This window comes from Amycolatopsis sp. NPDC004378 (genome assembly GCF_053602455.1).
This window is the reverse complement of record NZ_JBSGDR010000054.1, coordinates 1-11942: the sequence shown is the minus strand read 5'-3', so window position 1 is coordinate 11942 and position 11942 is coordinate 1. Positions and strand designations below refer to the sequence as shown.

Here is an 11942-nt window from a genome sequence, read left to right as displayed (position 1 = left end):
CGGGGGCGTGGGGGCTCGGCCCCCACAGGACACAAAGCGAGAGCCCTGTCTGCGACCTCCGCAGACAGGGCTCTACCAGCTCTCGCGTGGGCGATACTGGGATCGAACCAGTGACCTCTTCGGTGTGAACGAAGCGCTCTCCCGCTGAGCTAATCGCCCGCTCGCGGTGTTGGGGAAACTTTAGCGTACGACTTCCGGGCGCCTGCAAACGGGTGGTCCTGGCCGACCACACTCCGCTTACCGGCGAGTACGGAACGAACAACCCCGAGCTAGCCGGGGTTGTGCCGGGAGGGGGCCGCCTGACGGCACTTTCGACACCCGTGCGACGGTGCTATCGCCCGGCGGCTAAACCGCGCAGTATGGAGGAGTGGGTCCGCACGGGGCGCGCCGGTCGATCGCGCGTCGTGGGGTGATCACGGGCGCAACGGGGGCTGATGAGCCCGGACGGGTGATGTGCGGCGCACCCGCGACGGATTCGGCCTCCCGATGCGTCCCAGTGGTGACGCCCTCGGCCGGGCCGGGCCGGGAAGGGAGACGAAGGGTAGGACGATGCGCAACGATCACGTGACGCTCCGCTCGACGGCGGTCTTCGACCTGCTGGCGCCGCGGACGCCCGCGGTTCCGGTCAAGGTGGAGCTGCGCTACGACACACGCGACCCGTACGCGGTCGTCGCCGCCTTCCGCACCGGCCGCGCCGGCTGGGTCGAATGGGTGTACGCGCGCGACCTCCTCGCGGACGGCCTGCTGGCCGACGCGGGTGACGGGGACGTCCGCATCCGTCCTTCGGTCGAAGACCCCGAGTCCGTGCTGATCGAGCTGAACTCGCCGTCCGGGCACGCCATGTTCGAGGCGTCCGCCCAGGAGCTGGCCGACTTCCTCGACCGGACCTACGACGTCGTGCTGCCGGGCAACGAGCACCTGTGGGTCGACGTCGACGACGCGCTCACCCACCTCATCCCCCACGATCTGGCCTGATGACGGGCTTGCAACGGCGGAGTGACACCCCGGTGTCGCCGCCGTTTTCGGGGTCCGATATGGTTTTCCCACACCACGGCGACGGGGTCACCGACACCCGGAACCGCGGAATGCGGATGTAGCGCAGCTGGTAGCGCATCACCTTGCCAAGGTGAGGGTCGCGGGTTCGAATCCCGTCATCCGCTCGGTAGGCTCTCGAGCCTGGCACGGTGGAGTGGCCGAGAGGCGAGGCAACGGCCTGCAAAGCCGTGTACACGGGTTCGAATCCCGTCTCCACCTCGCGCGATTAGCTCAGCGGGAGAGCGCTTCCCTGACACGGAAGAGGTCACTGGTTCAATCCCAGTATCGCGCACGCAAGACTGAAGCCCGGCCCCTCCTCGGAGGGGCCGGGCTTCAGTCGTCAGAGGGGCCGGGCTCTCGTGTGCCAACGCTCCGGGCGTGCCGCTCCCCCACATCGTCGAGTCCTCTCCCGCTCCACGCCGACCGCCAGGGTTTGCGCCGATGCAACATTTCGTGTTTTAGTTGCATTCAGCGTCGCGACGAGGCGGCGCCGGTCGAGAGGAACCGCATGCGCGCACCACGGCGACGCCGCCTGTTTGCCTTTACCGCCACGGTCTTCCTCTCCGCGGTCAGCGTGCTCGGTTCGGCTGACGCCGCCGTGGCGGGCACGCCCGGCTACGCGCCCGTCGACCATCCGGGACCGGCGCTCACGGTTCCCGCCGCCGACCTCGCGAACAGCCTCCGGTGCACCGGAAACCTCCGCGACGCCACCCGGGAGCCGGTTCTGCTGACTCCGGCCACCACCGTCGACAGCGACCAGAACTTCGGCTTCACCTACGAGCCGCTCTTCCGGAAACTCGGGATTCCGTACTGCGCCTCGGATTCGGCGACCGACCGCTACAACATGGGCGACATGCAGGTCCGCGCGCAGTACGTCACCTACGGCATCCGCGAGATGCACCGGCTCGCCGGGCGCAAGATCGCCGTCATGGGCCACAGCCAGGGCGGCATGATCATGCGCTGGTCGCTGCGGTTCTGGCCGGACACCCGGGACATGGTGGACGACGTGATCGGGATGGCGGGCACCAACCACGGGTCGGTGCTCGTGCCGGCGCTGTGCGTCCCGGACTGCGCGGCCTCGCTGTGGCAGCAACGCGCGAACTCGGACTTCGTGAAGGCCCTCAACTCCGGCCAGGAAACCTTTCCCGGCATCAGCTACACCGAGATCTACTCCCGCACCGACGAGTTCGTGCAACCCAACCTCGACGACCACGGCACCTCGTCGGTGCACGGCGGCGGTGGCGCCATCACGAACGTGGCCGTGCAGGACGTCTGCCCGCTCGCCGTGCCCGAGCACCTGCTCATCGGCACGCTGGACCCGGTCACCTCGGCCCTCGCCGTGGACGCGCTGACCCACCCCGGGCCCGCCGATCCCGCCCGCGTCGGCACGAAGCCCTGCGGCCGGCTCCTGATGCCCGGGGCGGACCCGGTGGCCGGCCCGCTCGAGTTCGCCACGTTGACCGTGCAGGTCGCGGCCCAGCTGACGGTCGCGGCGCACCGCGTTCCCGCCGAACCTCCCCTGGCCTGCTACGTCACCGCGAGCTGCCCTCGATGACCGCTCCCGGCACCCGGAAGAAGCCCGACCGCGAAGCCGCGCTCCAGCTGGCCCGGCGCATGTTCACCGCGCGGCAACGGGTCGAGGTCAACGACCTCGCCGCGGCGCTCAACGTGAACCGGGTGACGATCTACCGGTGGCTCGGCGACCGGGACGGCGTGCTCGCCGAGGTGATCTGGCGCCTCGGGGAGCGGACCATCCGGGAGGCGTACGCCGCGGCGGAGGGAACCGGCGGCACGCGGATCGCGAACACGATGTCCGTGTTCGTCCGGCAAACCCTGGCCCACGCCGGGATGCGCCACTTCCTCACGTCCGAAACCGAAACCGCGCTGCGCGTGCTGACCCGCGGCGAGCAGACCTTCCAGCCTCGGCTCGTCGCGCTGGTCGAGGAACTGCTGACCCGCGAACACGAGGCAGGCGCGCTGACCGCCGGGGAACTCGGCCTGCACGACCTCGCCTACCTGTGCGTCCGGGTCGGCGAATCGTTCGTCTACACCGACGCCATCACGGGCGAGCCACCGGACCCCGACCGCGCGGAACGAGCCCTGCACTACTTGCTGCGCTGACGCGCTCGAGGCGCCCGGTCGGAGCCGCGCCGGCCTCCGACGAAGCGCGGGCTGCTGGTCCGAACGGCCTTGTCCGTCAGGGCAGGCCCGGCAGCAGCTTGTCCAAGGTGATCGGCAGGTCGCGCACCCGGACGCCGGTGGCGTGGAACACCGCGTTGGCCACCGCGGCCGCGGTCCCGACGATGCCGATCTCTCCGACGCCCTTCGTGCCCATCGGGTTCAGGTGCGGGTCGTGCTCGTCGAGCCAGTCCGCGCGGAGGTCTGCGACGTCCGCGTTGGCCGCGATGTGGTACTCGGCGAAGTCGTGGTTGACGACGTGCCCGAAGCACGGGTCGACGACGCTGGTTTCGTGCAGGGCCATGGACAGGCCCATCGTCATGCCGCCCAGGAACTGCGACCGGGCCGTGCGCGGGTTGACGATGCGGCCCGCCGCGAACGTGCCGTGCAGCCGCGCGACGCGGATCTCGCCGGTGTCGGCGTTGACGCGCGCCTCGGCGAACTGGGCCCCGAACGCGTACATCGCGTAGTGCTCCTCGGCCGGGTTTTCCGGCGTGTCGCCTTGGGCTTCGTCGCCGTCTTCGGGGTCCGGGCCGTACTTCTCGCGGAACACCCGGGCCGCCTCGACCACGGCCGAACCCCAGGACGCCACCCCGCTGGACCCGCCGGCGACCGTGGCGGGCGGCAGGTCGGTGTCGCCGATCCGGACTTCGACCTGCGCGGCCGGCACGCCGAGGGCGTCGGCGGCGATCTGCGGCAGCACCGTCCACGTGCCGGTGCCGAGGTCGGCCGCGCCGATCTCGACGACGTGGTGACCGTCCTCGAACCGGACGGTCGCGGTCGAGCCCGGCATCCGGTTCGCCGGGTAGACCGAGGCCGCGACGCCGGTGCCGACCAGCCACGCCCCGTCGCGGCGGCTCCCGGGACGTGGGTCGCGCTCCGCCCAGCCGAAGTTCGCGGCGCCGGTGCGCAGGCATTCGACGAGGCCCCGGCTGGAGAACGGGTTCCCGGAGTCGGGGTCCCGCTCGGGTTCGTTGCGCACGCGCAGCTCGATCGGGTCGAGGCCGAGTTCGGTGGCGAGCTCGTCCATCGCGACCTCGGGGCCGAACATGCCCGGGCACTCCCCCGGTGCCCGCATCCACGACGGCACCGGCACGTCGAGCGCGGCGAGCCGGTGCGTGGTGCTCCGGTTCGGCGCGGCGTACATCATCCGCGCCGGCATCGCGGTCTGCTCGGCGAACTCCTTGATCCGCGACGTCTGCTCGACGACGTCGAGCCGCAACGACCGCAGCCGCCCGTCCCGGCCGGCGCCGAGCCGCATCCGCTGGATCGTCGGCGTGCGGTACCCGGCCAGGCCGAACATCTGCTGCCGGGTCAGGGCGAGCCGCACCGGCCGGCCCGGTACCGCCCGCGCGGCCAAGGCCGCGAGCACGACGTTGGCGTGGACGGTGCCCTTGGACCCGAACCCGCCGCCGACGTACGGGCTGATCACCCGCACCCGGTCGAGCGGAAGCCCGAACACCTTCGCGACGCTCTTGCGCGCGGGGTGCACGCCCTGCGTGGAATCCCACAGCGTCAGCGTTCCGCCGTCCCAGAGCGCCGTCGTGGAGTGCGGTTCGAGCGGGTTGTTGTGGTACATCGCCGTGGTGTACGTCCGGTCCACGGTGACGTCGGCGTCGCGGAAGGCGGCGTCCGCGTCGCCTTCGGAGCTGTCGGTCGGGAACGACGGGTTGACCGTGTCCGGTTTGTACAGGTCGTCGCGGTCCGCGGACAGCGTGACATCGGCGGTCTCGGTGTCGTACTCGACCTCGACCAGGTCGGCGGCGTGCCGGGCGGTTTCGGAGGTTTCGGCGACGACGAGCCCGATCACGCGGCCCCGGAACGGGATTTCGCAGTCCTGCAGCACGGCCAGCTCGGCGTCGTCGGTGTCGGCGAGCCGCTCGGCGGTGAACGGCGTCACCACCCGCAGGACGCCGTCGAGCGATTCGGCTTCGACGGTGCCGACCCGGGTGCAGCGCCCGAGGGCGATGGTCGACTGGACCAGGTGGCAGTGGACCGGCCGGTCGACGTCCACTTCGAAGGCGTACGGCGCGGTGCCGGTGACCTTGGCGCCGGCGTCCCGGCGCACGTGGTCCTGGCCGATCGCCGAAGGCTCGAGCAACCCGGTCACCGGTCCGCCTCCTCGGTGGTCAGATCGCGCAACACTGCGGCGAGCGTTCGCCTGGCGAGCGAAACCTTGAACGCGTTCCCCCCATCGGCGCCGTCGATCGGGCGGGCGTCGGCGAGCTCCGCGTCGGCCGCTGCCAGGAACACCTCCCGGGACGGGCGTTCGCCGCGCAGCACCTCTTCGGCGCGGTACGCGCGCCACGGCTTGTGCGCGACACCGCCGAGCGCTACCCGCACGTCCTCGAGCACACCGTCCACAAGGGACACCCCGGCCGCGACGGAGATCAGTGCGAAGGCGTAGGAAGCGCGATCGCGGACCTTGCGGTAGGCCGAGCGCCGGGCGCACGCCGTCGCGGGCAGGGTGATCTCCGTGATCAGGTCCCCGTGGCCGAGCACGGTGTCCCGCTCCGGGTGCTCACCCGGCAGGCGGTGCAGCTCGGTGAAGGCGACGACGCGTTCCCCGTCCGGGTCGAGGACGCGGACCTCGGCGTCGAGTGCGGCCAAGGCCACCGCCATGTCCGACGGGTGGGTGGCGACGCAGTGCTCGGAGGCACCGAGGATCGCGTGGTAGCGGGTGTAGCCGCCCAGCGCCGAGCAGCCGGATCCCGGCGATCGCTTGTTGCACGGCGTGCTGACGTCCTGGAAGTAGACGCACCGGGTGCGCTGCAACGGGTTCCCGCCGGTGGTCGCCATGTTCCGCAGCTGCCCGGACGCTCCCGAGAGGAGTGCTTCGGCCAGCACGGGGTAGCGCTCCCGCACTCGCCGGTCGGCGGCCAGGTCGCTGTTGCGGACGCCCGCGCCGACGACGAGCCCGCCGCGGTCGTCCTCGCGGATGCCGGACGACGTCAGCTTCGAGACGTCGACGAGCAGGCCCGGCGCGGTGATCCCGAGCTTGAGGTGGTCGACCAGGTTGGTACCGCCCGCCAGGTACGTCGCCGACGGGTCGGCCGCGACGGCCCGGACGGCGTCGGCCGCGGATCCCGGCCGGTCGAGCGTGAAGGGTTTCACCGGTTCTCCCCCGCCTGCCGGATCGCCGCGACGATGCCGACGTAGGCGCCGCAGCGGCAGAGGTTCCCGCTCATCCGCTCGGCGATCTCCTCATCGGTCCACTGCGGAGTGTCCGAAACGGACGGCGTGACGTGGCTGGGCGCGCCGGCGTCGAATTCGGCGAGCAGCCCCACGGCGGAGCAGACCTGGCCGGGCGTGCAGTAGCCGCACTGGAACCCGTCGTGGTCGACGAACGCCTGCTGCACGCCGTCGTCCCCGGACAGGCCCGACGCGGTGGTCACGTCGGCGCCGTCGCAGGTCAGCGCCAGGGTCAAGCAGGCGAGCACCCGGCGGCCGTCGAGCAGCACCGTGCAGGCGCCGCACTGCCCGTGGTCGCAGCCCTTCTTGGGGCTGGTCACCCCGAGCTGTTCGCGGAGCAGGTCCAGCAGGGTCCGCCTCGGGTCCACGTCAGGCCGGTACGCCGTGCCGTCGACCCGCAGGTCGATGGTGCGGGACAGGCCCGCGGTTCCGGTGGTCGCCATGCGCCGCTCCTCGTCCGTGAGCTGTCCGGTTACCCGGCCGCCCCGCCGGAAAACCCCAGGTTCCGGCGGGGTGGCAGAAGCGGCCGGGTGCGCGGGCCTGTTCGGGCGGCCCGAAGTGGCCGCCGACGTGTGGGGTCCCGAGGGCGAGCTGACAGACTCAGGCCGTGATCCTCGGATACGTCCTCGCCGTGCTGGCTGCCGTCGCCTCCGGCAGTGGCTCCATCCTCGAGTCCGCCGGAGTTCGCCGGGCCGGTGCCTACGGCGGCTCGCCCCAGGACCTCGTCGCGCTGCGGCGGCAGCCGCTCTACTTCCTCGGCGTCGGGGTGGATCTGCTCGGGTTCGTCTTCGCCGCCGCCGCGCTGCACCGCCTGCCGCTGTTCCTCGTCCAGTCGGTGCTCGCCTTCAGCGTCGGCGTCACCGCGACGATCTCCGCCATCCTCGGCGTCCGGCTGGCCGGTGCCGGGTGGGCCGCTCTGGGTGTCGGCGCCACCGGCCTGGTCCTGCTCGGACTGTCCGCCGATCCGGGGCCGGCGCAGCCGCTGCCGACCGGCTGGAAGCTGCTGCTGGTCGGCGTGGCGGTCGTGATCGCGGCCGTCGCGTTCGCCGTTCAGCGCCGCACCAGCCGATGGTCGCCGATCGTGCTGGGGTTCTGCGCCGGGCTGGGGTTCAGCGCCGTCGGAGTCTCCGCCCGCACGCTCGACGCGTCCGGTCCGGTCTGGCGCCTCGTCCTGGAGCCGGCGATCTGGGCGATGATCGCCAACGGCCTGGTCGCCGCGATCGCGTTCGCGATGGCCCTGCAACGCGGCCGTGCCACCGCGGTCACCGCCATCATGTTCACCACCAACACGGCGGTGTCCTCGCTCATCGGTGTGGTGGTGCTGGACGACGACGTCCGGGCCGGCTTCACCGCCGCGGCGGTCGCGGGGTTCGTCCTGGCCGTCACCGGCGCGATCGCCACCGCGCACTACGCGGCGGCGCACCAGCCGACCACTACCTGAGGCCTCCCGGGCCGGCGACGGAGACCGGCTGAGCACGACCGGTGACCGCTTCGCTCGTGGTCGTCAGCACCGCCGACAGCCGCGCCAGCACCTCCGGGTGCACGCGGTAGTAGATCCACGTGCCGCGCCGGTCGCCGGTGATCAACCCGGACTCGCGCAACACCTTCAAGTGATGAGAAATGGTCGGGCCGGTCAGGTCGAAGGCATCCGTCAGGTCGCACACGCACGCCTCGCCCCCGGCGTGGGACGCGATCAGCGAGAGCAGCCGCAGCCGGACCGGGTCGGCCATCGCCTTGAACAGGTGCGACAGCTCGACCGCCTGGTCCTGCGTCAGCGGCTCCCGGGCCAGGGGCGCGCAGCAGGCGTCCATCGCGAGAAGCGGCAGTTCCTTCGACACACCTCTATATTGACAGGCTTCTATTCAGTGGGCAATGCTGCTTAGACAAACATCTATGCAGGGAGGTAGCCGGGATGTCACGGGTACAGCTGGCTCTGCGGGTCGGAGACCTGGCCGGATCGATCGACTTCTATTCGAAGCTCTTCGGGGCGGAACCGGCGAAGCTCCGGCCGGGCTACGCGAACTTCGCGATCGAGGAGCCGGCGCTGAAGCTGGTGCTCTTGGAGGGCGAGCTGGGCCAGGAGACGGTGCTGGACCACCTCGGCGTCGAGGTCGAGTCGACCGACCAGGTCAACGCCGCGACCCAGCGGCTGACCGGCGAAGGGCTCGAGACGCTTACCGAGGACGACACCACGTGCTGCTACGCGGTGCAGGACAAGGTGTGGGTGCACGGGCCGGGCAAGGAGCCGTGGGAGGTCTACACGGTGAAGGGCGACTCGACGACGTTCGGCACGGACAGCGCCGCGCTGGTCACCCCGGCGACGTGCTGCACGCCGGACGCCGAGACCGGCGTGACGGCGAAGCCGGGGGGCTGCTGCTCCTGAGCGCGCTTTCCTAAGTGCCGACGCGGGCGCTGCGGCGTTCGATCATGACGACGTCACGCCACACGCCGTGGTGCCGGCCGACGCGTTCGCGGACGCCGATCTCCCGGAACCCGGCTCGGCCGTGCAGCTCCCGGCTGGCGGTGTTCTCGGGGAACACGCCGCTCTGGATCGTCCAGATGCCCGCGTTCTCGGTCGAGGCGACCAGTGCGGCCAGCAGTGCCTGCCCGACACCGCGGCCCTGCGCCCGCGGATCGACGTAGACGCTGTGCTCGACGACCCCGGCGTACACGCACCGCGAGGACCCCGCGGAGACCGCGACCCAGCCGACGACCCGCCCCGCCGGGTCGAGCGCGACCAGGCGATGTTCCGGAAGGTGCGCGGCGTCCCAGGTCTCCCACGGGGGCGCGGTGAGCTCGAAGCTCGCCTGGCCGGTGTCCAGCCCGGCCTGGTAGATCGCCAGCACTGGGCCGGCGTGCCCGGCCGTCATGGTCACGACCTCGGCCGGCTTGGCGGCGTGGGCGAGGGTGTCAGTCATGGCGGTGACGACGTCGACGGGAGGCGTCCGGCAGACCGCGGCCCATGAGGACGTCCGCGGCGCTCGGGAAGCACGACACGCACGCTTCGTTGACCCGGTAGAGCCGAGCGGTCCCCCTGGGCTCGACCAGCACGAACCCGGTGCCGGCGAGGACCTTGAGGTGCGCGGAGACGGTCGACTGCCCCACGCTGACCTGCTCGACGATCTTCCCCACCGTCATCGGGTCGCCGGTCTCGGCGAGCAGGTTGAGGATCTGCACGCGCGTCGGGTCGGCGAGCACCCGGAACCACCCGGCATAGGTCTTCGCGGTCTCCCGGTCCAGCACGGGTGCTCCCTTCATCGTCCATCGACGATAAACGATGAAGGGCCGGGACGGAAGGCGGCCGGATCTGATGGTCCGGTCCGGACGGTTTCCGACCTACGCGTTCGACGGCGGCTTCGGCGAGGTCACGGGCAGGCCTCCGGCGATACGAGCACCGTTGGACGCCGGCCGGCCACCGGGTCGCGGCTTCGGCGCAGGCGGGCGCGGACCGCGCCCACGACGCCGCGGGCGCTGATCATCGCCTGGACGCTGATCAGGACCCACACGAAGTTGGCCGCGACCGCGGGCCACGCGCCGTTGGCGGCGGCCGAAACTCCCAGCAGTGCGGCGCCCGACAGGTTGAGCGACTGGAACGTGGCCGAATCCGGTTCGACCACGCGACGGGAAACCAGGCCGTACGCGGCCGCCGTACCGAGGGCTCCCGCCCACCCGGCCGCGGTGGCGGCCAGGGACAACATTTCCTCCATGCCGCCATCGTGACCGGCGGACGGGGTGCAGCGCAATCGAAGTTCTCTGCTCAGGGGGTTAAGCTCTGCTGAATGCAGATCGATCCGCGCCGGCTCGCCGTCCTGCTGGCCGTGCACCGTGCCGGGGGCGTGCTCGCCGCCGGCGATCTCCTGCACCTGACGCCCTCGGCGGTGTCCCAGCAGATCGCCCGCCTCGAAGAGTCGATCGGTGTCGCGGTGCTGGACCGGCAGCCCACCGGTGCCGTCCTGACCCCCGCCGGGCGGGTGCTGGCCGAGGCCGCCGAACACATCGAGGCCGAACTGATCGACGCACGCAAAGCCCTTGCCGCGCTTCGGGAAGACGTGACCGGCACCGTCGTCATCGCGGCCTTCCAGTCCGTCATCCGCACCCTGCTGATCCCGCTCCTGCACCGGCTGCGCGAGGAGTTCCCCGCCCTGGAGGTGGTGATCCGCGAGATGGAGACCCGGAAGGCGCTGCAGTCCCTGCGCTCGGGCGCGGTCGACCTGCTCATCCTCGAAGACGAAAGCCCGGCGGGCCGAGGGAAGCCGACGCGGGGTACCCGGGACGTCCCCGTGCTCGAAGAGCCGTGGCTGGTGATCCTTCCCACCGGCACGGCCGACCCGGTGAGCACGGCCGACCTCGAGCACCTCACCTGGCTCGGCGTCGACTCCGAAACGGCGGCGCACGCGGCCACCGAGCGCACCCGCCGCGGGCTCCCGGCGGCACCCGCGCCCGGGCACAGCTACTACGACTACAACGTGGCGCTGTCGATGGTCGCGGGCGGCCTGGGCATCGCGCTCGTGCCCGCGCTCGCGGTGCGGGAAGCCGTGCCGGACGGGGTGAAGGCGGTGTCCCTGCCCGGGCTAGGGACCCGTACCCTCGTCGCCCGCCACCGGACCACCCGCTCCGAGCCGCGCAAGGAGGTGGTGACCGTCCTCGACGCGATCGTCACCTTCGCCGCCGGCCTCGACGTGGCCGCGGCGTGGACCGGGGACTCGGCGCACGCCGGCTGATCGCTTTCACGCTGCGGTGAAGGTGACGTTGTGCCAGCCGGTCGCGCCGTCGGGGACGGTGCCCGCGCGCTGGTCGGTCTGCGTGTAGCCGGACTTGTCGGTGGCGCGGCAGAACACCTGGTGCACCCCGGCGGGCAGGTCGATCTCGGTCCACCACATCCGCCAGGTGTCGAGGTTGACCTCGTGTGACAGCGTGGTCTCCTGCCACGGCCCTTGGTCGACGCGGACCTCCACCTTCTCGATCCCGGTGTGCTGGGCCCACGCGACCCCCGCGACCCGGACCTTTCCCGTTCGGACGTTCGCGAACCCGCGGTGGGAGTCGATGCGCGACTCGGTCTTGATCGGCGCCTCGCGAGCCCAGCTGCGCTTGAGCCAGTAGGCCTGCCGCGCCGCCCACGTCGTCACTTCGATGTCCACGACCCACTTCGTCGCCGACACGTACCCGTACAACCCCGGCGTGACCAGCCGCGCCGGAAACCCGTGCTCCAGGGGCAACGGCTCGCCGTTCATCCCGATCGCCAGCATCGCCCCACGGGCGCGGTCCTGCGCCGCCGCGACCGGGGTACCCGAGGTCCACCCGTCGACGCTGGTGCAGAACAACTGCTCGGCACCGGGTTTCACCCCGGCCTCGGCGAGCAGGTCGGCCAGGTCGACCCCGACGAAGTTCGACGTCGACACATAATCGCCACCGACCTCATTGGACACACACGTCATCGTAACCGTGCGCTCGACCAGCGGCCGGTTGCGGATGTCCTGGTAGCCGAAGCGGATTTCGCGGTCGACCATGCCGTGCAGCCGCAGGCTCCAGTCCTCGGT

At 71.5% G+C, this 11942-nt stretch carries 14 protein-coding genes and 4 tRNA genes; 9 read left to right on the top strand and 9 right to left on the bottom strand.

The window, feature by feature from the left end; translation table 11 throughout:
- Positions 1-87: 87 nt before the first annotated feature.
- Positions 88-159, bottom strand: a tRNA-Val gene (locus ACWEN0_RS49850).
- Positions 160-549: 390 nt separating this feature from the next.
- Between ACWEN0_RS49850 and ACWEN0_RS49845 the strand changes: the two genes are divergently transcribed.
- The 6 genes from ACWEN0_RS49845 to ACWEN0_RS49820 all read left to right on the top strand — a co-directional run bounded on the left by ACWEN0_RS49845 (position 550) and on the right by ACWEN0_RS49820 (position 3156).
- Positions 550-975 carry an SsgA family sporulation/cell division regulator gene (locus tag ACWEN0_RS49845; protein WP_033293569.1) on the top strand — a complete coding sequence of 142 codons (426 nt, stop codon included), beginning with the start codon at positions 550-552 and terminating at the stop codon, positions 973-975.
- A gap of 112 nt (positions 976-1087) precedes the next feature.
- Positions 1088-1160: transfer RNA gene (locus ACWEN0_RS49840), tRNA-Gly, on the top strand.
- A gap of 23 nt (positions 1161-1183) precedes the next feature.
- Positions 1184-1254 (top strand) — tRNA-Cys (locus tag ACWEN0_RS49835).
- A 1-nt stretch (position 1255) separates the two neighbouring features.
- Positions 1256-1327: transfer RNA gene (locus ACWEN0_RS49830), tRNA-Val, on the top strand.
- A gap of 216 nt (positions 1328-1543) precedes the next feature.
- Positions 1544-2590 carry a lipase family alpha/beta hydrolase gene (locus tag ACWEN0_RS49825; RefSeq protein WP_451988782.1) on the top strand — a complete coding sequence of 349 codons (1047 nt, stop codon included), beginning with the start codon at positions 1544-1546 and terminating at the stop codon, positions 2588-2590.
- Positions 2587-3156: a QsdR family transcriptional regulator gene (locus ACWEN0_RS49820; protein WP_451988781.1), complete on the top strand. Its 570-nt coding sequence runs from the start codon at positions 2587-2589 to the stop codon at positions 3154-3156. Before ACWEN0_RS49825 ends, ACWEN0_RS49820 begins: the two co-directional genes overlap by 4 nt.
- A gap of 76 nt (positions 3157-3232) precedes the next feature.
- On the opposite strand, the gene ACWEN0_RS49815 is transcribed toward ACWEN0_RS49820, so the two are convergent.
- From ACWEN0_RS49815 to ACWEN0_RS49805, 3 genes are read right to left on the bottom strand one after another with little or no spacing between them, the layout of a single operon-like run.
- On the bottom strand, positions 3233-5323 hold the full coding sequence (locus ACWEN0_RS49815) for a xanthine dehydrogenase family protein molybdopterin-binding subunit (RefSeq protein ID WP_451988780.1): 2091 nt from the start codon (positions 5321-5323) through the stop codon (positions 3233-3235).
- On the bottom strand, positions 5320-6327 hold the full coding sequence (locus ACWEN0_RS49810; RefSeq protein WP_451988779.1) for an FAD binding domain-containing protein: 1008 nt from the start codon (positions 6325-6327) through the stop codon (positions 5320-5322). Before ACWEN0_RS49810 ends, ACWEN0_RS49815 begins: the two co-directional genes overlap by 4 nt.
- Complete coding sequence (locus tag ACWEN0_RS49805) at positions 6324-6824, bottom strand: (2Fe-2S)-binding protein (protein ID WP_451988783.1); 501 nt, start codon at positions 6822-6824, stop codon at positions 6324-6326. The genes ACWEN0_RS49810 and ACWEN0_RS49805 overlap by 4 nt, the downstream gene beginning before the upstream one ends.
- Before the next feature lie 188 nt (positions 6825-7012).
- Here ACWEN0_RS49805 and ACWEN0_RS49800 point away from each other — a divergent pair, with 188 nt between their 5' ends.
- Positions 7013-7846 (top strand): hypothetical protein, encoded by an 834-nt coding sequence (locus ACWEN0_RS49800; RefSeq protein WP_451988778.1) that lies wholly within the window; start codon positions 7013-7015, stop codon positions 7844-7846.
- Here the strand turns inward: ACWEN0_RS49800 and ACWEN0_RS49795 are convergent.
- Positions 7839-8243 carry a metalloregulator ArsR/SmtB family transcription factor gene (locus ACWEN0_RS49795; protein WP_451988777.1) on the bottom strand — a complete coding sequence of 135 codons (405 nt, stop codon included), beginning with the start codon at positions 8241-8243 and terminating at the stop codon, positions 7839-7841. The genes ACWEN0_RS49800 and ACWEN0_RS49795 overlap by 8 nt on opposite strands.
- A 74-nt stretch (positions 8244-8317) precedes the next feature.
- On the opposite strand from ACWEN0_RS49795, the gene ACWEN0_RS49790 reads away from it, so the two are divergent.
- The gene (locus tag ACWEN0_RS49790; protein ID WP_451988776.1) at positions 8318-8788 is read left to right on the top strand and encodes an ArsI/CadI family heavy metal resistance metalloenzyme; all 471 of its coding nucleotides are present in this window, start codon (positions 8318-8320) and stop codon (positions 8786-8788) included.
- A gap of 10 nt (positions 8789-8798) precedes the next feature.
- Here ACWEN0_RS49790 and ACWEN0_RS49785 read toward each other — a convergent pair whose 3' ends face one another.
- The 3 genes from ACWEN0_RS49785 to ACWEN0_RS49775 all read right to left on the bottom strand — a co-directional run bounded on the left by ACWEN0_RS49785 (position 8799) and on the right by ACWEN0_RS49775 (position 10112).
- On the bottom strand, positions 8799-9323 hold the full coding sequence (locus ACWEN0_RS49785) for an N-acetyltransferase family protein (RefSeq protein ID WP_451988775.1): 525 nt from the start codon (positions 9321-9323) through the stop codon (positions 8799-8801).
- Positions 9316-9663, bottom strand: coding sequence for an ArsR/SmtB family transcription factor (locus ACWEN0_RS49780; protein WP_451988774.1), 348 nt, complete (start codon positions 9661-9663; stop codon positions 9316-9318). The genes ACWEN0_RS49785 and ACWEN0_RS49780 overlap by 8 nt, the downstream gene beginning before the upstream one ends.
- 107 nt (positions 9664-9770) lie before the next feature.
- Positions 9771-10112, bottom strand: coding sequence for a CBU_0592 family membrane protein (locus ACWEN0_RS49775; RefSeq protein WP_451988773.1), 342 nt, complete (start codon positions 10110-10112; stop codon positions 9771-9773).
- A gap of 72 nt (positions 10113-10184) precedes the next feature.
- On the opposite strand from ACWEN0_RS49775, the gene ACWEN0_RS49770 reads away from it, so the two are divergent.
- On the top strand, positions 10185-11126 hold the full coding sequence (locus ACWEN0_RS49770) for a LysR family transcriptional regulator (protein WP_451988772.1): 942 nt from the start codon (positions 10185-10187) through the stop codon (positions 11124-11126).
- Between the two features lie 6 nt (positions 11127-11132).
- Here ACWEN0_RS49770 and ACWEN0_RS49765 read toward each other — a convergent pair.
- On the bottom strand, positions 11133-11942 hold an 810-nt coding region (locus ACWEN0_RS49765; protein WP_451988771.1), incomplete at its 5' end, for a molybdopterin-dependent oxidoreductase.